19 protein-coding genes and 3 pseudogenes are annotated in these 23,379 nt (G+C 66.4%); 16 read left to right on the forward strand and 6 right to left on the reverse strand.

All coding sequences use genetic code 11. The features are described from left to right. Positions 1–120: 120 nt before the first annotated feature. Positions 121–663 (reverse strand): annotated as a pseudogene (locus ABEE00_RS06435) (DUF5753 domain-containing protein); the annotation flags it as partial. Positions 664–669: 6 nt separating this feature from the next. Then, positions 670–2,271 carry an ISL3 family transposase gene (locus tag ABEE00_RS06440; protein WP_345744276.1) on the reverse strand — a complete coding sequence of 534 codons (1,602 nt, stop codon included), beginning with the start codon at positions 2,269–2,271 and terminating at the stop codon, positions 670–672. 771 nt (positions 2,272–3,042) lie between these two features. Between ABEE00_RS06440 and ABEE00_RS06445 the strand changes: the two genes are divergently transcribed. Continuing rightward, the gene (locus ABEE00_RS06445) at positions 3,043–3,339 is read left to right on the forward strand and encodes a trypco2 family protein (protein WP_345744277.1); all 297 of its coding nucleotides are present in this window, start codon (positions 3,043–3,045) and stop codon (positions 3,337–3,339) included. Between the two features lie 1,751 nt (positions 3,340–5,090). Continuing rightward, complete coding sequence (locus ABEE00_RS06450; protein WP_345744278.1) at positions 5,091–6,191, forward strand: tetratricopeptide repeat protein; 1,101 nt, start codon at positions 5,091–5,093, stop codon at positions 6,189–6,191. A 519-nt stretch (positions 6,192–6,710) separates the two neighbouring features. On the opposite strand, the gene ABEE00_RS06455 is transcribed toward ABEE00_RS06450, so the two are convergent. Continuing rightward, positions 6,711–6,995 (reverse strand): YwdI family protein, encoded by a 285-nt coding sequence (locus tag ABEE00_RS06455; RefSeq protein WP_345744279.1) that lies wholly within the window; start codon positions 6,993–6,995, stop codon positions 6,711–6,713. 179 nt (positions 6,996–7,174) lie between these two features. Between ABEE00_RS06455 and ABEE00_RS06460 the strand changes: the two genes are divergently transcribed. From ABEE00_RS06460 to ABEE00_RS06475, 4 genes are all read left to right on the forward strand, one after another. Beyond that, positions 7,175–8,986: an IS481 family transposase gene (locus ABEE00_RS06460; RefSeq protein ID WP_451918515.1), complete on the forward strand. Its 1,812-nt coding sequence runs from the start codon at positions 7,175–7,177 to the stop codon at positions 8,984–8,986. 134 nt (positions 8,987–9,120) lie between these two features. Beyond that, complete coding sequence (locus ABEE00_RS06465) at positions 9,121–9,297, forward strand: hypothetical protein (protein WP_345744281.1); 177 nt, start codon at positions 9,121–9,123, stop codon at positions 9,295–9,297. 811 nt (positions 9,298–10,108) lie between these two features. Beyond that, complete coding sequence (locus ABEE00_RS35775) at positions 10,109–10,267, forward strand: response regulator transcription factor (protein WP_451918505.1); 159 nt, start codon at positions 10,109–10,111, stop codon at positions 10,265–10,267. Positions 10,268–10,352: 85 nt separating this feature from the next. Beyond that, positions 10,353–10,826, forward strand: a complete 474-nt coding sequence (locus tag ABEE00_RS06475; RefSeq protein WP_345744528.1) for a hypothetical protein — start codon at positions 10,353–10,355, stop codon at positions 10,824–10,826. 101 nt (positions 10,827–10,927) lie between these two features. Here ABEE00_RS06475 and ABEE00_RS06480 read toward each other — a convergent pair whose 3' ends face one another. Both ABEE00_RS06480 and ABEE00_RS06485 read right to left on the reverse strand, forming a co-directional pair. After that, on the reverse strand, positions 10,928–11,161 hold the full coding sequence (locus ABEE00_RS06480; protein ID WP_345744283.1) for a phospholipase A2: 234 nt from the start codon (positions 11,159–11,161) through the stop codon (positions 10,928–10,930). A gap of 89 nt (positions 11,162–11,250) precedes the next feature. Then, positions 11,251–12,455 (reverse strand): annotated as a pseudogene (locus ABEE00_RS06485) (IS110 family RNA-guided transposase). A 426-nt stretch (positions 12,456–12,881) separates the two neighbouring features. On the opposite strand from ABEE00_RS06485, the gene ABEE00_RS06490 reads away from it, so the two are divergent. The 10 genes from ABEE00_RS06490 (at position 12,882) to ABEE00_RS06535 (ending at position 21,950) form a co-directional block, all read left to right on the forward strand. After that, positions 12,882–14,402, forward strand: a complete 1,521-nt coding sequence (locus ABEE00_RS06490) for a radical SAM protein (RefSeq protein ID WP_345744284.1) — start codon at positions 12,882–12,884, stop codon at positions 14,400–14,402. Continuing rightward, on the forward strand, positions 14,392–15,087 hold the full coding sequence (locus ABEE00_RS06495) for an aspartate racemase/maleate isomerase family protein (protein WP_345744285.1): 696 nt from the start codon (positions 14,392–14,394) through the stop codon (positions 15,085–15,087). Before ABEE00_RS06490 ends, ABEE00_RS06495 begins: the two co-directional genes overlap by 11 nt. Then, positions 15,084–15,893: a hypothetical protein gene (locus ABEE00_RS06500; RefSeq protein ID WP_345744286.1), complete on the forward strand. Its 810-nt coding sequence runs from the start codon at positions 15,084–15,086 to the stop codon at positions 15,891–15,893. Before ABEE00_RS06495 ends, ABEE00_RS06500 begins: the two co-directional genes overlap by 4 nt. Beyond that, complete coding sequence (locus ABEE00_RS06505; RefSeq protein ID WP_345744287.1) at positions 15,893–16,714, forward strand: carbohydrate kinase family protein; 822 nt, start codon at positions 15,893–15,895, stop codon at positions 16,712–16,714. The genes ABEE00_RS06500 and ABEE00_RS06505 overlap by 1 nt, the downstream gene beginning before the upstream one ends. Before the next feature lie 19 nt (positions 16,715–16,733). Then, entirely contained in the window at positions 16,734–17,675 is a 942-nt protein-coding gene (locus ABEE00_RS06510; protein WP_345744288.1) for a nucleoside 2-deoxyribosyltransferase, read from the forward strand. After that, complete coding sequence (locus ABEE00_RS06515) at positions 17,672–18,169, forward strand: hypothetical protein (protein ID WP_345744289.1); 498 nt, start codon at positions 17,672–17,674, stop codon at positions 18,167–18,169. Before ABEE00_RS06510 ends, ABEE00_RS06515 begins: the two co-directional genes overlap by 4 nt. A gap of 85 nt (positions 18,170–18,254) precedes the next feature. Beyond that, complete coding sequence (locus ABEE00_RS06520) at positions 18,255–18,560, forward strand: nucleoside triphosphate pyrophosphohydrolase family protein (RefSeq protein ID WP_345744290.1); 306 nt, start codon at positions 18,255–18,257, stop codon at positions 18,558–18,560. 265 nt (positions 18,561–18,825) lie between these two features. Then, complete coding sequence (locus tag ABEE00_RS06525; RefSeq protein WP_345744291.1) at positions 18,826–19,869, forward strand: glycosyltransferase family 4 protein; 1,044 nt, start codon at positions 18,826–18,828, stop codon at positions 19,867–19,869. A 123-nt stretch (positions 19,870–19,992) separates the two neighbouring features. Continuing rightward, positions 19,993–20,724 carry a 5-formyltetrahydrofolate cyclo-ligase gene (locus tag ABEE00_RS06530; RefSeq protein WP_345744292.1) on the forward strand — a complete coding sequence of 244 codons (732 nt, stop codon included), beginning with the start codon at positions 19,993–19,995 and terminating at the stop codon, positions 20,722–20,724. A 455-nt stretch (positions 20,725–21,179) separates the two neighbouring features. Continuing rightward, the gene (locus ABEE00_RS06535; RefSeq protein ID WP_345744293.1) at positions 21,180–21,950 is read left to right on the forward strand and encodes a hypothetical protein; all 771 of its coding nucleotides are present in this window, start codon (positions 21,180–21,182) and stop codon (positions 21,948–21,950) included. Positions 21,951–22,523: 573 nt separating this feature from the next. On the opposite strand, the pseudogene ABEE00_RS06540 reads toward ABEE00_RS06535, so the two are convergent. Further along, a pseudogene (locus ABEE00_RS06540) lies at positions 22,524–23,353 on the reverse strand (transposase). Positions 23,354–23,379: the final 26 nt, after the last annotated feature.

Below are 23,379 nucleotides of genomic sequence, written 5' to 3' on the forward strand. Positions count from 1 at the left end.
TGGGCAAGGTTTCTGCGCGGCGGGCGCCATTGTGGGTACGCCCTGACGGCTCTGCGGTCCCGAGCGCCCCGACTCTGCGGGCGCCTCTAGGAGCGCTCCGCAAGAATGGTGTGCTGGCTGTCACTGGAGTGCGTCGATGGCCTTCACGAGGAGGGCTCGTGCCTGTGCGCCGTGGACCGCGAGGCGGCGCAACTCCTCGAATCCTTTGAGATATTGGGCGACCTCGGAGGGCTGGGTGACGGTGACGCGGGCCGTCAGGAGCTCGACGGCCACGAGGGTGTCGTCGTAGATGTGGAAGGTTTCCAGCGGGCGGATGGGTCGCTGGGGCAGGTGGGCCGGGATGATGCCCAGGGATACCGACGGCAGGGCTCCGGCGGTCAGCAGGTGCCCCAGTTGGGCGGCCATGTCCTCGGCGCTGCCCAACTGGTAGTGCAGGGCGGCCTCTTCGACCAGGAGCACGAAACGGTGGCCGGGCTGATGGATGATCTGGGAGCGCTGGACGCGGGCGGCGGCGGCCGCGGTCACATCATCGGGAGCCTCGTGGAAGGCGGCGATGGCGCGCAGCAGGGCCCTGGCGTAGCCCTCGGTTTGCAGAACGCCGGGGATGATGCGGAAGGAGTAGAAGCGGAACAGGCTGGTCTGCTCGAAGAGCTGGGTGTAGTTCTTGGCTCATACAAGATTTTCGTGAGCGTTGATCGTCCATGGGTCGTCAGTGACGTCCGGGGGTGGGGTGCGGCGGGCGTGGGCCATGAGCGGGACGCGCTTGCGTAGGAGGCGGATGCCCGCGTGGCCGGCCATCTGCCTCTTGATGAGTTTCAGGTCCGTGATCCTTCCCTCGGCGACGCCGGAGCTGTAGGGCAGGGTCGCGGCCGCGGTGACCGCGTCGAGGTCGTCGAGCAACCCGGCGGCGAAGCTGCGCAGTTGGGGAATGCCGCAGGCGCGGGCCCGGCGGATCCAGTCGTCGAGCAGTGCGGGGCGCCGCTTGTCGAAGACGGCCGCGAAGGCGCGGATGAGCTGGTGGGTTGTATGCAGCTCCGGGCAGCGTTGGAGCAGGTCCTTGACGAAGACGCGCTGGTCCTCGGCCAGATGGCCGGGTCGGCTCATCAGCAGCCGGGAGACCTCGAAGGCGCTGCGGGCCGGAGCGGGAGGCGGCAGGCCCTCATCGAGGGTCTCGCGGTGGTCGGTCACGTAGAGGCGGACGGTGGCCTCGCTGCCGCCGAAGCCGCGCGCGGCAAGCTTGCGGAACAGCGCGGCGATGTTGTGCTGCCCCTGGTTCCACCGGCGGTGCAGGTGCCCCTGGTAGGGAGTGAGGATGCCGACGCGCTGCGGCCAGGTGGGAGCGGCCTGCTGCCAGGTGGCCGCGCGGGCGATGCGGCGCACCACGTTGCGGTCCAGGTCCAGGTGGCGGGCGATGGCGCGCAGTGCCATTCCCTGCTCCAGCAGCCGGTGGACCTCGGCATGGTTGCGGCGGGCGCGGGCGGCCGCACGGCCACCGAGGCGGCGCGGTGCGGTAGTTGGTGCTGCGGGGTCGGGCAGGCACCCACGGTGGGCCGCGATGATCTCGTAGACATTGCGGCCGAGCCCCTGCCACAGATGAAAGCGGTCGCTGACGTGGACAATGCGCTCGGAGGCGGCGGTGATCGCACCGCGGTAGACCGCCGAGCCGTCCCGGCATGCGGTATGGACCTGTGGGTGCGCGCGCAGCCAGTCGGTCACCGGCTCGCCCTCGCGGGTGTCCCAGGCGTCCAGGGGCAGTCGGCTCTCCACGTCGACCATGAGAGTGCCGTAGCGGCGGGCGCGGCGCAGAGCGAAATCGTCCACGGCCACCACGCGCACGGGCGGGACCGGCGGGTCGGGCAGTCTCATCAGGCAGCCGAGCAGGGCCGCCCAGCTCAGGCTCTGATGCAGCCAGTGCAGGAGCCGGGCGCCGGCCGTACCGGCCAACACCGTGACCACGGCAACCACCATCGCCTGCAGCCCCGGGGTGCGACGCTGGTAGCGCACGGTCAGCCCGTCGACCTGCTCGACGAACGTGACCTTCACACATTGCGGGTTCTCGCAGTACAGCCGACGCACCGAGAGATCGATCCGCACCGGACGGCCACCGACCGCCTCGTCCGCAACATGCCGCACGTACCGGCTGTGCTCCCAGTCCGCGACCGCCCCACACCCCGGGCAGGCCACCGGAGCCTCCCGCGTATGCGCGGTGCAGACCAGCACGTCATCGGCCACCTCGACCGACTCGACCACCACCGGCTCCAGTTGAGGCATCAGCAGTAACAGCGTCTCGTCACACAGCCCCAGCGCCCCGCCCAGCGTCACCCTTCAGGAAGCCGGACGATCAACGTCTACGAAAATCTTGTATGAGCCAGGATCCGCACCCCTTCCCTTTTGGCGTCGCGGCGGCGCCGACGGCGGTCGGCCGCAGCAAGCGCGGTGTGCAGGGCCGCGATGTCCTCGCCGTCGGCCCATGTGCGGTGCCCCTCCTCGTCGAGCCGTACGGGCGCGGTGCAGTCGGCCCCGGTGGTGCAGGTGACCGCGTCGCCGAACGGGCTCCCGCGGAGGATGAGTTGCCCAGCGCACCAGGGGCACGGCCGGTCGGGGATGGGCACGGTGACGGCCCCGGTGCCGAGCGCGTGCAGGATGCGGGCCCGGTGTTGGTCGGGCAGTGGAGCGAACGGGCCAGCCTCACCGGAGAATCGGGCGGTGAGCCAGGCTGCGTCGTGCGGGGCGGAGCGGCCGCTGAAGGTGGAGCGACAGCAGCGCGGGTCGGCCGCGTCCGCGGGGGCGACCCGCGCTGCACCGCAACAGCGACCTTTCTGCACTGCGCGGCGAGGTCGCCCTCGATGGCGGAGAGGTGTCGAAGATCGAGAAGCGGAGGCGGAATATAAGCCCGTAGAAGCGTTTATCAGGAGGCTACCCATAGCCCGTAATACTCGTTTCTGTTCGAACTGGCCCACGCGTTGCTCGCAGATGTATATGATCAGCGTGACACAGTGCAAGCAGAGGATAGCCATGGCAAATGGAACAGGCGGAGATTGGATGGATCTGGCAGACGCAATCACCCTGTTGCGCGAGCAGATCATCGAAGCGCAGACACGAACAACCGAATGTGATGAGAACCATCAAGAAGGCGTGTTGTTCGGTCTGGGCGAGATAACGCTAGAACTCGGCATGGAGTTGACTCGTACGCAAGGCGTCGATGGTGGACTCAGGTTCAGCGTAGCAAGCCTCGGAGGCAAGAAAGAGGGCAGTGTAAATGCCACTCACAAAGTCACGTTGCAACTGAACCCGCATCGACCTGATGGCGGTGACATCGACGTCAGTGACAAGGAATAAAATCGTCGAGGTAGACGTGTAGAAAACACAGCGATATAGGAGAGATTCTAGCTATGGAGTTCGAACGACGTGTACGGATCCGCGTCCATACGTCTCCACAAGAAGGACCGGACTTTGGGTCTGGGTACCTGCTAGCGCCGCGACTGGTGCTGACTGCTGCCCACCTAGTGAGTGACACCTCAGGACTCAAAGGGGGTACGGTTACTGTATCTCCACCGGATAGGCGCGATCAGGAATACACAGGCTCAGTTATTTGGCGCCGAATAGATGACGTCATCGATGCTGCGCTGATCGAAGTGGACGAAGGAGGTGGCTGGGATCCGTCATCTTTCGAAACTCTGCGGATACGACCTCCGCAACGCTGGGGCTACCTTATTGGCACACGCCCCTACCCTGTGTCCGTTGCAGGTTTCCCCCGTATGCAAAAGGAAGCTACGGGGCGCCGTTTGGATGAACAGCTCACCGGAGAGATCGACCCGGGTGACGGCGGCCTGGCCGGACTCTATGAGATTTCCAGTAGCGAGCCATTCATTCCTGTAGCGCCGTCGGCCGGGAGGAAGGTAACTCCTTGGTCTGGTATTTCCGGGGCTGCCGTTATATGTGAAGACCCTAACGGGGGTGACTTACTGTGTGGAGTCGTTCGGCAAGATCGCCAAGCCACCAAGGGGACTCGTCTCACCGCAACACGTGCAAGTGAGCTTTTGACCGATGAGAAGTTCTGTGACTTGGTCACTGAGCACACAGGTTGGGTTCCCCATCTTGAACCGGCAGAGGCAACCGGCCTTCTTGCTTCAACGTCTCGGGAACGTGACCTGCGGTCCCCAGCCATGCTCCTGCGTGCAGACGTCGAGGCCGTCCCCTTCTACGGCCGGGAGGAGGAGCAGCGTGAATTGTTGGAATGGTGCCTTCAGGAAACGGATACTTTCTCGCTGCAGGTTCTCACGGGGCCCGGTGGGCAAGGAAAGACTCGGCTTGCGCGCCACCTGACTGGCATACTCCGCAACATGGGATGGGTCGCCGGACACCTTCATTCTCATCTTCCAGACAGCCCTGCTCAGTTCCCAGACTTGAGTAGTTTGAAAACTGCGTACCCACTTCTACTGGTAATCGACTATGCCGAAGAGCGTCCCTATTGGGTCCGCACACTGATCGAACACCTACGTGTCACTCGACACCGTACTCGCATGCTTCTGGTAGCCCGCTTTGACGGTGCATGGCGGACTGACAACCTAAGTGCCACCGCTGGCGCGCGTGAAATCTTGCGCACAGCTCCTGTCGTCGAACTATCGCCTCTCAACTCGCGTGAAGAGCTCACTCATACACGCGCCGCCGCATTCGCTCGAGCAGCCGAAAATCTCGCATCCCTGCTGGAAAGTAACCTATCTGACCGACTAGGTCGGCCAGACGGTGGTTGGCCAGCTATCGCCGCGAGGGTGCAGCCCCCGCAAGACCTGGAGCACGTGCGCTACGATTCTGCACTCACATTGCAGATGACCGCCCTAACGGACCTCTTGCAGCGAGGTTCAGTTCCCGTTTGCGTAACTCCGGGTGAGCCAGTCGAGGCAGCTCTCCTCGCCCATGAGCAGCGCTATTGGGAAAACACCGCAGCCACTCCTGCCTTTCAACTTGGTGATGTACGTACCACTACGTTGCGTCACGCAGTCGCAGTGTCGGTCTTGTGCGGAGCGGAAAGTCAAGCCGAGGCCGAGGCCACAATACAAGAAATACACGGTGTCACATCCCAGGAGGCAGTGAAAATCGCCGAGTGGCTCCATGCGCTGTACCCGCCCGAAAATAATCAGTACTGGGGATCTTTCCAGCCTGACAGGGTGGCGGAATATCTCGCAACTGCGACGATCGACTCAGCCACTCTCGATAACCTTCTGAAGCGCGCCTCTGGAGAACAAGAGAAGCGGATTATCACCGTTCTAACTCGGGCCACTCTAGCCCACGAGAAGAGCCGCCGGTCTGATATGAGCAAACGCGGCCAACGCGATTTGACGGCAGCTCTAAACGGACCCCGTCGTCTCCACATGGAAACCCACTTGGCGGTTACCAAGGAGTTGTCAAGTCCTACCGAGGACGTTCGTGGAGCATCAGATATCGCTGTACGACTCCTCGAGAGTGGCCTTAAGGCCTTCACTGATGACGGGAACCAATCTTACCTGATTGACCCAGCGGCCGCTCTGGGTAGTTATGCCAACAGGCTTTTCCTTCTTAGCTATTGGCTAGACGTCGCGGGGCAGCCGGAGAAGGCATTGACAGAAGGACGCAGAGCACTGGAAAAGTATCGAGTGCTGACAGAAGAGAATGACTCGCCACGCAGATTCCTTCTTGGTGTGGTGCTTAATAGGGTCGGGAGGTTGGCGGTGAAAGCTGGCGAGATGGGTGAGGCGCTGTCCCTCAATCTGGAAGCACTTGCGATATTCCGGAGCTTGCCAGGGGAAGATTCATCCGTTCTCGGCCTCAGTGTAGCGACTTCCTTGCGTGAAGTCGGCCTACATCTATCGCAATCGAGGCGACATGATGAAGGGCTTAACGCCGGGAGTGAGGCGCTGGCTACCTTCTCGGAACTCGAGCAAGAGAATCCAAACCATAGCAGAGACGTCATGCGCTCCCTGGCCGCCCTGTCTTTGATGTGGTATGCGCGAGGAGGACTCAGAAGGGCACTAAAATTCGCAGGCGAATCAACTCAGGAGTACTATAAGGTTCCACCCTCCGAGCGTGCTAGCCTGAATGAATATATGTCTACCGTTTTGGGCATGAAAGTTATGATGCTCGACGAAGTCGGGTGCACGAAAGAGGCCGAGGAGACTCGGTCCGAAATCGCAGAAATTGCAGATTTCGACTAATGAGATTTTCTTGCCCTGATCGTCACGCGAGCGATGCCGTGGCCGGGGCGACGGCAAGCCGAGGCGAGTGGTGATGCGTCAGGCGAACGTCCGCGTGTCTCTGGGAACGGAACTCGAGTGCCGAGAAGCGCAGTCGTCGCGGAGGATGGTTACGTTTTCGGCCAGTGCTCGCGGGGTGCGCACGAGTGGGAAAGGCGGCGGGGTGACGCCGCGGCCGGGCCCGTAGCGGGTGACGAGCCGGATGGGCCGACAGTTGTGCGGGCCGCGGTGCTCGAAGTACGTCGTGGGCCGCAGGTCCGGGCGCGGCGATGCGGGCACGTCGAGCGCGAGTTGTTCGGGCATCACGTGGTCCTCTGGGCGGGAGTGAAGCTGGGCGGAGCACGGTCCACCCGAGATCGCGTGCGGCGGAGTACGCCTCCGCCGCACTGTCGTAGTGCGGCGCGTATTCGTCGTCGACGACGAGCGGAGTGCCGCATGCGCAGCAGGTGACGACGAAGCAGGTGTGCGTGGTCAGCGGCATCAGCGGTCGCTCCTCTCGGCTTCGTGGGTGCAGCCGCAGCTCGTGTTGTGGGTCTCGGGGTAGGGGCAGTGCCCGTCGTGCGCCAACCTGTCAGCGCAAGACGGGCAGTTGAGAACGGCGCGGATGCGGCGTACGGCTTCGCGCATGCCGTCGGCGTCCTCGTCGTGCTGCCCGTGCTGCTCGCGCTCGATGACGTCGCACTCGGCGCGTACGGCCGCGATGTGCTGCTCTGCGTATTCGGCGCGAGCGTGTGCCTGCTCGGCATCGGCAAGTTCGGTCTCCACCTCGGTGCGCAGCAGGTCGCGTTCGCGGGGAGGAGGGCTCCGTGGCTTGTGACGACTCAGTACTTCCTTGACCGTTCGTGCTCGGTAGTTGCTTGACCGATTTCGGGATCTCGGTCTGTTCTGGTCTCGGCGCATCCTTGTCCGCCTCAGCTCGTACCTTGCGGTGGAGGTGTCGCGGGCTGGGGGTGGGTGGCGTGGAACCGCGTGAGCTTCAGGAGTACCGGTATCGGGCGGTCCGAGAGGTGCTGGAGGGGTCACCGATCGGGGAGGTGGCTGCCCGCTTCGGGACCTCGCGGCAGTCGCTGCATACCTGGCGGACGCGGTTCGAGCGGGAGGGCATGACCGGGCTTGTGGATCGTTCCCGGCGTCCCCGCAGTAGCCCGGGGCGAACCTTCGCCGACATCGAGGCCCTGGTCTGCCAGTTGCGGCGTCGTCACCCGCGGTGGGGTGCGCGTCGGCTGCGGTACGAGATGGGCCGGCGCGGAGCCGCCCCGCTGCCCTCGCGGGCAACCGTCCACCGGATTCTGGTGCGCAACGGACTGGTGACAGCCGAGCAGCAGGAGCACAAGCGGCAGTTCAAGCGTTGGCAGCGGGCCGGTCCGATGTCTCTGTGGCAACTGGACCTGGTCGGCGGGGTGTTCCTCGCCGACGGCCGGGAGTGCAAGCTGGTCACCGGCATCGACGATCACTCCCGGTTCGTGGTGGTCTCCGCTCTGGTGGCGGTGCCTAGCGGCCGGGCGGTCTGCGAGGCGTTCGTCGCCGCGATGCGCCGCTACGGGGTGCCATCCGAGGTGCTCACGGACAACGGCAAGCAGTTCACCGGCCGCTATGTGAAGCCGTTGCCGGTGGAGGTGATGTTCGAGCGGATCTGTCGGCAGAACGGCATCAACGCCCGGCTCACCAAGCCTCGCTCTCCGACCACGACGGGGAAAATCGAACGGTTTCACAAGACACTGCGGCAGGAATTCCTGGATGCTGCGGCCCCGTTTGTCTCCTTCGACGGGGCTCAGCAGGCGATCGACGAGTGGGTGAGCTGCTACAACCATCGGCGCCCGCATCAGGCCCTGGAGATGGCCCGGCCCATCGAGCGGTTCCGGCCCAACACACCCAGCCCGGACATCGACATCCCCAGCGCGGATTCCGCGGAGGAGTACCCCACCGCCTCGGACGACGGCGCTCTGGAGGTGATCGAACCCCCGCCGGCCCCACCTGCCGCCGCGGGAGCGATCGAGTTCGAGCTCCTCGTGCCGCCGAGCGGTTCGACCACACTCGCCTCGGACGGCCAGCACGTGTGGATCGGCCGCGAATGGGCCGGAAGGATCGTCACCGTCTGGGCCGACCAGCGCAGCATCCATGTCTCCCTCGACGGCCGCCACCTGCGGACCGTGGCCTCCCGACTGTCCACCGACCATCTGCACCAGTTGGCGATGCGCGGCGCCCGCCCCGCAGCCGCGCCGTCGGCTCCTCCGGCACTGCCCCGTCGCGGCGGTCTTCAACTCGCGCCCACCAGCGAACCGGTCGAGATCGAGCGCAACGTCCGCCGCGACGGCTGTGTCCTGGTGGCCGGACGCCCCTACCTCCTCGGTCCGAACCACTCCGGAGAGCGCATCACCCTCCGCCTGGACGGCTACCTCATACACGCCATCAGCCAAGGCGTACTGGCCGCCACCTGGCCCTGTCCCGTCACCAGCGACCGGCTCCACACGCTGCGCGGAGCCCACACGGTCTCCACCCCGCTGCCCGCAGGCTCCATCCGCGTCCAGCGCCGCGTCGGCACCACCGGGCGCATCATGGTCGGCGGCCAGCGGTTGAAGCTCGGCCGAGCCAACGCCGGGAAGATCGTCACGGTCGTCATCGAGGACACCTACTTCCGCATCCTGCACGGCGAAGAAGAACTCGCCACCAAACCCCGCCGCGACACGGCACCGATCACGCACCTGCACGTCCACGCCCGGCACTCCAACCCGGCCAAGCCGTCAAGCGACTCCTGAGACCGCAAACGCCGAAAGATCTTCGCTGCGTCAAGAGCGTCCTGAGGCCAGACGGTCAAGAGAGTCGCGAGACCTCACAAGCCAAGCACGCGTACTTCCTCGTCATCCCGCGCGTCGGTGTGGTGTGGCCGAGCATGGTGCGGCTGTATGCGGTGGGGGACTGGCTGACCCTGCCGGCCGAGTACCGGGTGGCTCCGCCCGCCCTGCACTGGGCGCGTGGCCCGCACTTCCCGCACCACCTCACCCCACCCGGGCGGCTGCGCGCCGCCCTGGCAGCCGAGAGCAGCCCAGGAGACGGGGCCGTCACGTGATGCCAGCACCCTCGCCCTCTCCTGCCGCCTCGGCCGTCTCCTCACCCTCCACGACCTCGGCCTGCCCGACCCGGCGAGGAGAACGACACAACCCCGCAGGCGCGGGAACCACATCCGAGGCCGGCATCTTCCCAGTCTGGATGTACCCGCGGCACTGGGACGAGGCCAACCTCACCAACCACCTCGCCCGCCCGCACCCCCCCCCGCCGGAGGCCGAAGAACTCGCCAACCGGGCAGCCGCATACCGCGTGGCTCCCCGTGATGCGGTGACCGCGTTCGCGGGCTCCACCACCGCTACTGGTATCAGCGCCAGGACGAGGGTGCGGCCGGTATGCGTGCCTACCACCCCCGCGTGCGGCAGCGGCCGGAGAAGCCTGGGCCCGGCACCGCCATGAGCGGCGCCGGTCGGAGCGGCTGAGGAGAGTGGCGTGCATGAGCAACGAGCAGGAAACCGGCGCGTGGATGGCCGGCCTTTTCGACACCGGCTACAGCGTGATCTTCGCGCACGGCATCGAGCCGGAAGAACTCCTGGCACGCATCAGCGGAGACCGCAGCAGCATGCGGTATCTGTCGATGTCCGGTGCCGACGAGGAGCTGGACGAGGAGTGGCCGGAGGACACCGAGGCGCAGCGCGCCGGGAAGGCCGGAGAGTGGGCCTACTCGGCACCACCGTGCTGCCCGCGCCGCCAGCCACGAGCGCCTGGTCAGCGCACGGCTGGAGAGGTGCGGCGCAGAACTGACGGCCCGCGGGCACACGGCCCACCCCGCGTCCGAGCCACGGCACCCGGTCCTCACGGCCCAGGAGCTGACCGTGGCGCGCCTGGCCTCCCGCGGCCTGACGAACCGGCAGATAGCCCGCGAGCTGGTCCTCAGCGTGAAGACGATCGAATACCGCCTGGGCAACGCCTACTCCAAGTTCGGCATCGGCTCCCGTACGGAACTGGTCTCGCGGCTGGCGTTGTCTTCGTGACTTTCCGAACTCCCTGGCGTCTCCCGCGGTGCTTCGTGCCTCTGGACATAGGATGACGTGTTCGATGCGTCGGCAGGGGAGCGCCGTGGAGATCACCGTGCAATGGGTCCGGACGTCCTGGACGAAGGAGTCCCGGGGCGGGGAGGCCGCCACGCGCAGGAACGCGGCCCCGGTCGGCTTCGCCCTCCCGCAGGCCGAGGCCCCCGGTGCGCATGTGATCCGCATGCATGAGCGCGACCTCTTCGAGCCTCACGGCGGCTGGGAAGACCTGCAGACGGTCGACGTCGAGCTCGGTGAGGCCGACGGGCGACTGCGCGTCCTGCCCCGGATACGGCCGCTGTTCGCCCTGCCGCCCCGGCCCCGACGGCCCCCGGCGGTACGGCTTCTCCCTGGCCAGTGGGTGCGCTGGCAGCTGAACTACAGGTTCAGCAGCGCGGCGGGGATCCGGGGCTGGTCGTACTGGCTCGACACGTTCAACATCGCCTACGGGCTGGTGAAGGCGGATGTGTTCCTGTCCGCTCCCACCGCGTTCTGCGACGAGCGGCGGCCGTTGCGATAGCTCCGCCGTGAAGGTCGGCCACGCTTGCGGGTGACGTCACGTCACCGACCCGGGCATCTCCGAGCTGGCGGCGACGTCGGCCCAACTGCGGCGTGGCGGGTTCAGCTGCCCTCGTTGTAGTAGGCCTTGGCGACCTTCAGGCAGCGCTTGCGTTCCTTGGGCGTCTTGTTCGGCTGTGTACGGCACTTGTGGCGCATGTCGGAGAGGAAGGCGCTGTCTGCGCGGCGCTCATGGGCGGAACCGTGGAACGCCTTCTTGCTGATCAGGTGCTTGTAGTTGCGATAGCCGAAGTCGTGACGGGCGCAGGAGAGGCGGAAGTTGAAACCGCCGGGCATGTCCTTGAGGTTGGTGCAGGGTGTAGTGCCGCCACTTCGTGTGGGCCTGAACCGACGTCGTGAGTCCGGGGGTGCCTCTATGTCTTTCGTCAAGTGAGGCGTGGGGTTCTGGGTTGGTAGAAGGTGCCGTCGCGGAGCATCGCGAAGAGCCCGTTGGTCCGTTGGCGGCCAGGCAGAGGAGGGCTTGCGTGTGGGTTTTTCCGTGTGCCTGGCATTTGTCGTAGTAGGTGCGGAATACGGGATCGTGCAGGGCAGCGAAGGCGGAGAGGAACACCGCGCGTTTGAGCTGGCGGTTGCCGCCGCATGGGGCATGTTCGCCGTGGATCGAGGTGCCCGAGGACTTCGTTGTCGGAGCGAGGTCGGCATAAGAGGCGAGGTGGGCGGAGGTCGGGAAGCCGGTTGCGTCGCCGACGGTGACCAGCAGTGTGGCAGCGGTCCTGACGCCGACGCCGGGCAGCGACGTCAGGACCTTGGCAAGAGGGTGGTCCTCCAGCAGGGCTGTGATCTGGTCTTCCAGCGCCCGTCGATGTTCGTGGACGGCGCCGAGCGAGCGGGCCAGCGAGGGGATGACGATGTCGAGGGTGCCGGTGCCCGGGACCACGACGGTCTGCTCATCGAGCGCCTCGAAGACCTCGTTGATCATCCGGGTGGCCATCCGCGGCGCCCTGGGGCGGATCACCTCAACGAGTCTGCGGCGTCCGGCTTTGCGCAGCGCGCGGCCGGGGATCCGTAGCGCTCCAGCAGCCAGGTCACCGCCTGATGGTCGAGCCGTGGCCCCAGGACCCGCTCCAGCGACGGGTGGAACTGGGCGAGCAGGCCGCGGATCCGGTTGGAGGTGCGGGTGGCCTCGACGGCCAGGTCCTGGTCGAAGCCGACCAGCACGGTCAGCTCGGCCGTGATCTCGTCGGTCAGCGCAAGCGAGCGCAGGGTGTGGGGCATGGTGCGGGCGGCGTCCGCGATCACCGCTGGCGTCCTTCGCATCCGTCTTCGCCTCACCCGGGTAGAGGTCCGCGATCCGCCGCATGGCAAGTCCCGGCAGGTAGGCGACCTGACAGCCCGCGGCCCGGGTGACGGCCAACGGCAGGGCACCGATCGAGGCCGGCTGGTCCACGCTCACCAAGACGGTGCCGAACTTGTCCCTCAGCTTGGTGAAGACGTCCCGCAACTTCGGTTCGGTGTTGGGCAGTCGCTTGTCGAAGACCTTCTTGCCGGCCGGCGTGAGGCCGTGTCCGTGGTGGGTACTCGTGCCGACGTCCAGGCCCAGGAAGACGCCTACGTCGTCGTGGTCATTCACTTCGTCCTCCGCAGCGGGAGCGGGTGGTGCTGGCCGGGGCGTTGGCGTCGTGCGCGCATCCACGTTATGCAGACCTGCCGCCCACCAGGTGCCGGGCGTTGCGTCCGGCCAGGCGGTAGTCGGAGCTCTCATCAGCGTCTCCAACGGCGCCTCTCGGACTCGGTGACCCCCCCCAGGTCATGCCGTCGACAGGGGGCAACAGCCATGCCGGACCCGGAGGCCAGCGACCCTGACAGTGGGTTCCCAGCGGAGGACGGGCACAGTGGGGTGCCCTTCTTCGTGGTAGGCGTGATCGACGAGCGGTCGGTGCATTCAGCACCCCTCCGCGCACTGCTCAATGGCGCCCACCGCGCGGACACTGAGAAGTGAGGACCCATCACATGGTGCCGCGTGGGCTTCGGCTGGTGTCGGTAGGAGGGAGTCCCAGTGACCGCACCCATGGTGATCTTAGACTGCTACACGGTGGAACCCAGCGGGCTGGGCGTACCGCCCTTCCTCTCGGCATACGTGCGGCAGGCGTACGCGGTGCTTACGCGGCTGCGTCTCGCGGCGGACGTGCGCTATGTGACCATCGACGATGTCCGCTGGTGTCTGACCGGCGGAGAGCCACTGGTGCAGCCGCCGCTTTGCGACCGGATGACGTACTCGACCACGGGCAACCGGGACAAAGCCATTGAGCTGCTGCGCAATGCCCCGGCGGTGGTCGTGGTGGCTGGCGACAAGGTGCCGTCGAGGCACCTGCATGCCGTCAACGGCTCCGCCGAGGACATCGCCCGCGCGGTGGCGTGCGTGCGCGGACGCCGGTACCTGCTCGGCCCGATGGCCACCTACGCCCTGACTGAACCCGCCGCCTGGGCCGGGCTGTTCGATGCCGTGCACACTCACACCATCTCTTCCGGATCGCTGGCGCTGGGCAGCCAGGTTCCTGCGGCGTACGAGCAACTGCGCGCCGACCGGCAGTCCTTCGCCGGACTGATCGAGCAGATTCCGTGGCAGCCGGTGGCGGAGCTGGAGCTGTACCGCGGCTGCACCCGCCGGATCTTCTGCCGCTTCTGCAATGAGCCGGCGAAGTCGCCAGCCGTCGTACACCGCCCGGTGGAAGACGTGCTCGAAGAGGTCTGGCAGCTTTACGCAGCCGGTGTGCGGCACTTCCGGATCGGGCAGCAGACCTGCTTCTTCTCCTACCAGAACCGGGATGCGGAGGCGATCCGCCGGCTGCTGGGCGGCATCCGTGAGCAGTGCGGCGAGCTGGAGATGCTGCACATCGACAACGCCGATCCTCTGGCCGTGGCCGCTCCGGTGGGCAAGCGCATAGCGGCCACGGTTGCCGAGCTGTGCACCGAAGGCAACTGCGCACCCCTGGGCATTGAGTCCTTCGACCCGGTCGTCATCAACCGCAACGACCTCACGTGCACCGAGGAGATCCTGCTGCGGGCGGTGGAGCACGTGAACGAGGCCGGCGCCGAGCGCGGCCCGGATGGTCTCCCCAAGCTGCTGCCCGGCCTCAACTTGATCTACGGTCTTCCCGGCGAGAGCCACGCCACGCACCTGGCCAACCTCAAGGCGCTGCAGCGGATCCTGGACGCGGGGCTGCAGTGCCACCGCACTAACGTGCGCCAGGCCCGCGCCTTCCCCGGCACGCCGCTGGCTGAGGACGAAGGGAGCTTGGAGGGCCTCCCATCAGCGACGCACTTCGAGACCTGGAAGACCGACATCGACCAGATCTGGGACCGGCCGATGAAAGAGCGGGTCTATCCGACTGGGCTGGCCATCCCCGGTGTACACGCGTACTTCATCGACGAGCGCGGCACCTGCTTCCGCCGCCTGGGCTCCTATGCCATCCAGATCATCGAGCCGGGCGCGGTTGTCCCGGTGGGCACCCCGGCCAACATCACCGTCACCGGCCATGCCCCGCGCGTGCTTTACGGGAGCCATCATGCCGCTTGATGCGCACGAGAGTCTGCTCGAACCACGGGTGACTCGGCATGTGGGGGTGCTGCTGCCCTGGGCGAACCGGGTTGTGGAGGAGGAACTGCCGCAACTCGCCGAGGAGGACGTGGTGTTTCACTACGCTCGGCTCGTGCCAGCCTCCCGCACCACCATCCTCGACCGTACCTTCCTGCACGAACTGCGCTCCGCCGCGGCGGAGGCCGTCGAATCGCTGCGCCATCTACCCCTGCAGACCACCCTCCTGGCCTGCACATCCGCTGGCTTCACCGGCGGCCCCAGCCTGCCCACCGGTGTGGTGACGGCGTTCGACGCACTCACCTCCCAGCTGCACGGACGCCGACTGCACCGCATCTTGCTGGCCACCCCTTACCCGGAGCCCGTCACGGTGCATGAGGCCCACGCCATCACGGCGCGCGGCATCCAGGTACTGGCCCACACCAGTCTGGGCCTCGAGGAGGCCTACCCGTCCATCACCCCGCGGCAGATTCTCGAGCTGTGCGCCAGCTTCCCGCCCGGCGCCGTCGAGGCCTGCGACGCCTTGGTGCTGTCATGTACCGGATGGCGCACGCTGGCCGCCGCGCGGTTGTTGAGCCACGCACTGTCCCGGCCGGTGCTCACCTCGAATCTCGCCCTTGCCACCTACACAGCTCCCGCCCATCAGGGAGCATGCTCGTGCTCGTGACCCAACCCGGCCAGCACGCCGCCGACAAGATCCTCGCCCTGGCCGTCCGAGCCAACGCATTGCCCGATGTGCGGGCTGAGGTCGAGGCCAACCACGATCACAACACCTGGTGGCCCACCGCGATCAGGGACTGGCGGACGCGGATGCTGGCCGCCGGCTGGTCGACCCGCATCAACTACCGCATGGTCGGCACCTACACGACCGTTCTCCGTCGCGCCGCGGCTCTCGGATTCGACACACTCGCGACGATCGACGACGACCACGCCCGCGACCTCGTCGCCCCGCTCGGCCTGCCTGACGCCCGCATCAGCTACCTGCGTTCACTCGCCGAGACGCTGGCCCGGTGGGACCGCGAGGGCACTGATCTGACGTCCATGCCGGCCGACGAGCTGATCGCAGCCTTCGCCGAACAGGTGCACGGCGCCTCCTTCAAAGTAGCCCAGTGCGCGGTGCTCTACGCCCGCGGATACCACTGCGGTATCGTCCCGGTCGACTCCGGGATGGTCACCAAGCTCGCACCCGCGCTGGGCTTCGATCTGTCCACCGGACCGACCGCCCACGAGGAGTTCCGGCGACTGTTGGAGGACGCCGCAGACCGCCACGCGGACACGCTGCGCCAACTCGCTGTCGGCAGGCGCGTGACCATCCCGGCCTCGGTCACCCCGACATGGTGGACCCATCTGACGCTCATCTACTTCAAGCGGCTCTATCTCAACCGCCCGCCGGGCCGGCTGTGTCCGCACCGCCCCCTGTGCGCCGCGGTGACCGACTGCCAGCACGCCGCAGCGCGAGCCGGGAGCACCTGATGCGCACCGCCGTCATCGGCAACATCTCCCGCGACCACATCCACCGCCCGGGGCAGCTGCCCGGCAGGCAACTCGGTGGGGCCGCGTTACACCTGTCGATTGCCGCTGTCCGCGCAGGTCATCGAGCTGCGCCCGTCGCCGCGCTCGGCCCCGACCTATCCCATCTGCCCACAGACCCACGCCTCTTCGGGCTGGACTGGTCCCTGGTGCACAGCGGCACGCGAGCATCGACCACCTTCACCATCCGCTACGACGAGCACGGCACCATCCGCTCGGTGGACGCGGACTATGCCATCGGCGCCGAACTCACCGAACACGCCCTGAAGATCATCAACCAGCGACTGCCGGATGCCTTCCACATCAGCTGCAGGAAGCCACTCGACGTCCCCGCCATCCTTCAGGCGCTGACCGCACAAGGCCGCACCTTCAGCCTCGACTTCCACCTGCCCAGCGCGCCACAGATGATCCCCGCCGCCGCGGCGTGGCTGCACCACGCCGTCGCGATCTTCGCCAACGCGGAGGAGCACCGCATCCTCTCCGCCACCCTCCCTGAGCGCACCTGCCGCGAAGTCATCGTCAGCGACGGCCCCCGCGCCGCACGAGTCCTCCTGCACGGACACCTGCATCACCTTGTGACCCCGCCGACGGTGCGCTTGCGGCAACTCACCGGCGCCGGAGACACCTTGGCCGGCACCTACCTGGCCCTGCGCGCCCGCGGCCAGACACCCGCGATCTCCCTCGACCAGGCCGTGCGCGCCGCCACCCGGTACACCACCCAAAGGCCGCTGCCCTTGCCCACTCCACGTCGACCCCAATCCTGACCGAACGACAGGAGGCCCGATGTACTACATCGCCCACCGGCTGTTCGCCGCCCACGACCGGGCACTTGCGGCCCAGCTCGCCCACGAACTCGCCCTCAAGATCGGCGAAGACCAGATCTTCCTGCCCTTCTGCGACACGGCCGAAGAAGACCTGGTGGCCGACGTCAAAGGCAAACGTGTCTTCGAGCTCGACTGTGACCGGCTGCCCCGCCTCCGCGCCCTGATCGCCATCATGCACGGCCCGAGCGTGGACGACGGCGTCTGCATGGAAATCGGCTACGCCGCCGCCTTGCATGTGCCCATCGTCGTGATGACTACCGATTTCCAGGACTATTCCACCGCACCCGCCAGCCAGCACACCCCGTTCCCCGACCCGCTGCTGGACGCCGTGGCCACCCAGATCCTCCGCACGCCTCGACTCGGTCCCGTGCCAGGGACGGCAGGAAGCACGCGGTTCGCCGCTTTCGCCGCCCGTAATCAACTGCAGATTCACCATGCCGTACGTGCGTGCACCGAAGCGATTCTCCACCTCCCCACCTCCGCTACTGGCGTGCACGAGTCACCCGCACGTGCCGACGACACCGTGTACGTGGAGCCGTCCCCCTATGCCGCAGCCGAAGACAACCTGCTCACCGATCTCACTGCCCACGGCATCCGCGCAGACGGTCCAACTCGCTTCAATCATCCTGACGCCGCATCGGCGGCGCGAGCCGACTGGCTGCGGGCAAGCACCGCTCCCCGGATCGTCATCGACGTCTGCGGTGCCGAGACGCCGCCCGGCGCCGCCCTGCTTATCGGCGCCGCCTGCGCCACCGGGCGACCCGTCGCCGCTTACCTGCCGCGAGCCACATACACTCACGCCGCTGGCCGCGAACCCAACCACCGCAACCTGATGGTCCAATACGGCCTCACCGCGACGTTCACCTGCACCGGGGAAGCCGCAGCATGGTTACGCCAGTGACCATCGAGCACGTCGCCGCCCACCGGACCGTCGTGCTCGACGGATGCGACGGAGCAGGGAAGAGCACCTTCGCCACGGTCCTCGTGGACCGCCACCGCTTCGCGGCTGTCCACTCCCCCCGAACTCCGGACCATCAGGACGTGATGAGCCGCTATCGCGACCTCCTCGCCAGGCCAGGCCGACTGGTGCTCGACCGCTGCTTCCTCAGCGAACTCGTGTACGGCCCGCTCTATCGCGGCCACTCCCGTCTCAGTTGGAGTCAGGTCCTGGACCTTGCACAACTGGTTGAGTATCGCGGCGGGATATTCCTTCACGTCACCGCGCCCTCCACCACGCTGCGGCACCGGCTGCAGCTCCGTGACGGACGTGCCCCCGGCATGCACGAAATCACCGAGCTCTACCGCGCCTACCAGCGCGCGTTCGCCACCTTGAGCCACTACGCCCCGGTCCTGACCTACGACACCAGCACACGCCCGCTTTCCACCGGAGGATGACGGACACCGCAAAAAACCGCATCCGACTCCCGAGCATCGCTAGGGTTCCCCCGAAACGTCGCCAGCACCGTCGAGGGGAGCACGAGTGGACATCGCGGAAGCCCAGAAACTCGCCTGGGAAAACAAGACTGCCAAGGGCTTCAACACCAGCGACATCCCGCTTGAGTTCGGCCTTCTCACCGCTGAGGTCGGCGAGGCATTCACCGCATGGCGCAAAGGGCTACCCGACAGAGGAGAAGAGCTCGCCGACATCTTCCTCTACCTCGTCGCACTCGCCGAAATGCAAGGCCTTGACCTTGCCGGAGAGGTCATCCGCAAGATCGAGAAGAACAGTCGGAGAGTCTATGTCCCCGGAGCCAATGGCACGCTGGAGAAGTTGAACGATGACTGAAGAAGAGGTAGAGCATCGTCACAAGACGTGTTCTTGTGATGGTTCGCGCTGCTGCTACTTGCCCTGCTGTGTTCGTGTCAGGGCAAGCTTCCACGCCCCACAGCGGGCACCGCGCACTTCAGCGATCGGCAGTGGTCCGGTCACGGGAGCGGATCCGCGCCTGGGGCTGGCGGGCCGCGTGTCCTGCGCCTGGGCGGCAGGGGTGGTCTGTGCGGGCAATGCGCGGCAGGGGTGACCTGCTCTGTCGTGCCTGCGGTGCCTGTTCGTGAGCATCGAGAGGACCTACGAGATCGACGGGGTGCGCGTCATCCCGTATCAGGAGGGCGCCGACTTCGCCGCCCACGTGCAGGAGGCGGATGTGCTCCTGTCCCACTTCGAGAACGTGCCCCTCGTGTCGGGCCTGGCCTCCGCCCGCCGGATACCCGTGATCGTGATCTGCCACGACAACTTCGCCGCCAGCTTCCACAACGCGGCCGGGGCCGATCTCGTGGTCTACAACAGCGAGTGGATCCGGCGGGACGGCGAGATCTACTACGCCCGCTACCCCCAGGAGTTCCTGCCCAAGCGGACGGTCGTCGTGCGCCCTCCCGCGATCGCGGAGGAGTACCGCACCGGGCCGGGCGAGCATGCGACCTTGGTGAACCTGCACGGAGACAAGGGCGGCGACCTGTTCTGTCAGATCGCCGCGTGGACGCCGAAGTGGAAGTTCCTCGGCGTGCGCGGCGCCTACGGGCAGCAGATCATGCCGCCGCCCCGGCTGCCCAACTGCGAAGTCGCCGACGGCGTATCGGGAAAGGGCATGCACGAGCACGTCTACAGCCGCTCGCGCGTCATGCTGATGCCCAGCATCTACGAGCCCTGGGGGCGGGTGGCGATCGAGGCATTCGCCTCCGGCATCCCCGTGATCGCTCACCCGACGCCCGGGCTCGTCGAGTCCCTGGGCGAGGCGGGGATCTTCGCCTACCGCGACGACGTGAGCGCCTGGACTCCCGCCCTGATGTCCCTCAAGGACCCCCAGAACTGGGCCCGCGCCTCCCATCGGGGCAAGGCCCGGTCCAGGGAGCTGAGCGCCGCCCCAGACCTGGACATCTGGTGCGATGCGGTCGAGTCGCTATGGGAGGCAGGCCGACGCGCCTCCCTCCGCATGCGGGGCCTTGGAACGGTGGTCGACGCCGGCGAGGTGGGGGTGGGCCACGGGGGCCACGCCGCGGACTCGGGCATCGAACGCCATGCGTGCTGGAAGCAGCGCTCGCCGCGTTCAACGACGCCGCGGACGAACTGCGCGGCACACGTGGAGGGGGCGGGATGAACCTCGTCTTCCGAGCGGCCCGGGAACTGCGTCCCTGGCGCAACGAGCAGGCGGTTCAGGAAGCGCAGGACCGTCTGAGGGCGTTGATGGAAGCGACGTGACCGCGGCATGAAGGAGTCGACCGTGCCCACACCCGTGGACGAGGACAAGCAGCGCGTACGCGAGCGCGTCTGGGACCTGCTCGACATGCACGAGGTCGTGCAGGCCGGCTCGGCCCATGGCCGCATCCCCAACTTCCGAGGGGCGGAGCAAGCAGCGGAGCGCCTGGCCGGGCTGTTTTTTTGGCCGCGAGCGGAGTTCATCAAGGCCGTGCCGGACAAGGCGCAGCTCCCCGTGCGGGCGCGGGCGTTGAGCGAAGGCAAGACCGTCTTCATGGCGGTGCCCAAGCTGGCCGACCCGAAGCCGTTCTACTTGCTCGACCCCGCCCAGCTTCCGGTGCCGCCGCAGGAGGCCGCCTCCAGCAAGGTGGCGGCCACCGTGGCACCGCGCGTCGGTGTGGAGCAGCTTCGCCCGGTGGACCTGGTGGTGGTCGGCAGCGTGGCGGTGAACCGCGCCGGGGTCCGGTTGGGGAAGGGCGCCGGCTACTCGGACCTGGAGCTCGCCTTCCTGCGGGAAGCGGGTCTGATCGGTGAGCACACCGTGGTGGTGACCACGGTGCACGCGCTCCAGGTCCTCGAGGAGGAACTCCCGGCCGGCGAGCACGACTTTGGCGTGGACCTCATCGTCACCCCCGACGAGATCATCACCTGTACGGCGCCGCACCGGCCGGCCGGGCTGGTGTGGGAGCACCTGGACCCGGCGAAGATCGCATCCATTCCGGTTCTGGCGGCGCGGGCGGCAACCGACGGCCGGTGACGGCCAGTTCGAAGTGATCGTCTTGGCGGAGCTTCCGCCTACGCGTTTGCCGATCCGTATGCCAACCCCATTACCTATCTCTTTTCCCGTTAGGGCGGAAGGGCGGCGTCCCGGTGTTGTTGCAGGCCACGGCGGTCTGCGCCCTTCTTAGGGGTGACGCAACTCGAGTACGTAGAGGCACTGTACTCAGTTTGGGAGGGTGCAGGGTGTTGTGAACTAGAGAGTGGTTGAGTCGAGCGGGTGATTTACTCAATTGGAGGCTCATTCAATTCTTTCCTTGAAAGGGGTGGCGGGAAAATTGAATGGTGATTTTCGGAATCTATTGGGTGGGAGTGTCGATGAGTCGCACGTAAGTTCGTCCGCTTTCGTTAACCCCATTGAATTGGCACTGAATTGCGGGACAATGGAATTGCCGAGATGCAGCGCAAAGGGTGCGCATCGGGAGCGATCGGGGAATGATCGTGGGCAATTCAATCATGGATGTCTCCCGGCAGGAGATGTTACGGGTGACATCGGAGGACTTCGCGGAACTCCGCAAGATATCTCGCGGCTACTGCCGTGCCGTTGACGCGACCCGGTCTCGGAAGCGTATGAACGGCAGCGGCACGGTGGCCCACAGCGGCCAGGCGCCGTACGGGACGGACGACGTGAGTGACGACGTGGCGCAGGACTCCGTGTTCCTGTTCGCCAGGCGCCTAGGGAAGATCATCGCCACCTCTGAGGTGGCAGCGGTCTGGCTGGCCACGCAAGAGCCGATGGCATGGCAGTACGTTCGCCGTGACGGAGAAGTGATCGTGGTCAGCCGGGCGACGGTGCGCTACTGGGCTGTGCGGGATGCCGCTGCGCGGAACGGCTACCGGCTGAGCGGCCGTCCTGACGCCTCGGATATGATCGCTGGCGGAGAAGATCATCCCGAACTTCTGGATCCCCTCGCCACGGTGCCGTACCTGGCGAGCCACAGCGAAGAGATCTTCCGGATGGCGTGGGGTGATGGTGAGGACTTCCCCGTACTCCGCACGGTGCTCGAAATCGGTGCATGCGCAACCGACTTGGGGCGGGCCGGAGTTCTGGGGCAGGTTGCGCAGAGGTTGTTTGGCGGGCCCCGGAATTCGTCCTCCAAAGTGCAGCGTGCGGATGACGCTGCGGTCAAGGAATGGCGCCCGTTGAAGGGGAGGCTTGACGGCGCGCGCGATGATCTGGTGTATCGGAGTGCTCGGAGGGCGTGACCGGGTAGAGCTGCACGGCTTGGGGCGGGCCTTGAAGTTGAGTGGCTTCAGGGGCCGTTTCCATGTGGTCGTGGCGAGAAATTCGAATTTCCTCCCGTGTGGTCGGTAATCGGTGGCAGTTCGTCACCGTATTTGGGTGGGCACCATCCGTCCGCGGTAGCGGACAACTCACGTTCCGGTGAAGGGAGTTCACACCATGGACCCGGACGTTGGGCTCCAGCTCTTGCGAGCGGCTGTTACGCGAATCGACGCTGTAGACGCCGACCCTGAGGGTAGTTGGGGTGGAGAGCTCAGCGAAGTGCTCGAACGCTTCGCGGCTCTGGACGAGTGGATGAGCCGCGGTGGCTTCCTGCCTGCCGACTGGTCCGCCAACCCGTCGCCCGTTCCGCGGTGAGGAGCACAAAGACCCTCAGCGCACGGTACCTCACGCCGCATCGCGTGTGGGGCCTCCTTCCTGGTTGAAGGGAAGATCAAGCAGATTCGTGGCGTCCCGCTGCATGACTTCCGCATGCTCGTCGAGCGCGTCTCGGACGAGCTGTACGCAGAGAACGTGCTCATGGCGCCGGACGCGCACTAAGGGCTGTCCCGTAAGTGCGTTCGGGCACGGCTCACCGACTCTGGGGCCCTCCATCCTGTGAGGGCGAGGTTGTGCAGGTGGGCGATGCCGAGCATGGCGTGATGGACGCCGTCGCCTTTGAGGCGACAGTCGCGAAGGATCTTCCAGCTCTTCATGCGTGCGAAGACGTGCTCAACGCGAGCCCTGATCTGTTTGTGTTCTCGATTGTGTTGCTCCTTCCAGGAGGGCAGTTCTTCGCCTGTGCGGCGGCGGTGCGCGATGACCAGGCCAGTGCCCTGATAGCCGCCGTCGGCAATTGTCATCGTGTTCCCGACGGCGGCTTTGGCGCCGGACTCCTTCCAGCCTCGGGAGTCATGCCGGTTACCCGGCACGGGCTGGCCGACGACTACGACCCGGCGGGTATCGGCATCGATCACAACCTGATGGGCCGTGGAGTATCGATAGTTCTTCGACTGCTCGGCCACCGAGTGGTCGCGGGTGGGCACCAGGGTGCCGTCGACGATGAGGACGGTGTCCCTGCGGAACCGGCTCCGTTGCCGGAGTGCCAGCAGCGGACCGAGGTGGTCAATGATGCGGTCTGCAGCCGACTTGGAGATCCCGAACCCTCGAACAGCGGCGCCAGCTGGCGCATCGTCAAGTTTGTGCGCCAGCACGCCGTGACCAGCAGGACGCGATCCTCCAACGACAGACTCCAGGGCCGGCCGCGCGGTCGATCAGCGGCCCGCTCACGTCGTACTGCGGCTACCAACTTGCCGAAGCAGCGCGGGCTCAGTCCCGTAAAGGGACCTCTCCAGGACGGCACTGACGACGTGATCACTCCAGTCACACCGTGATCGTTTCAGCCGTGGCGAG

It is taken from the genome of Streptomyces odontomachicola (assembly GCF_039605595.1).
Lineage (GTDB): Bacteria > Actinomycetota > Actinomycetes > Streptomycetales > Streptomycetaceae > Streptomyces.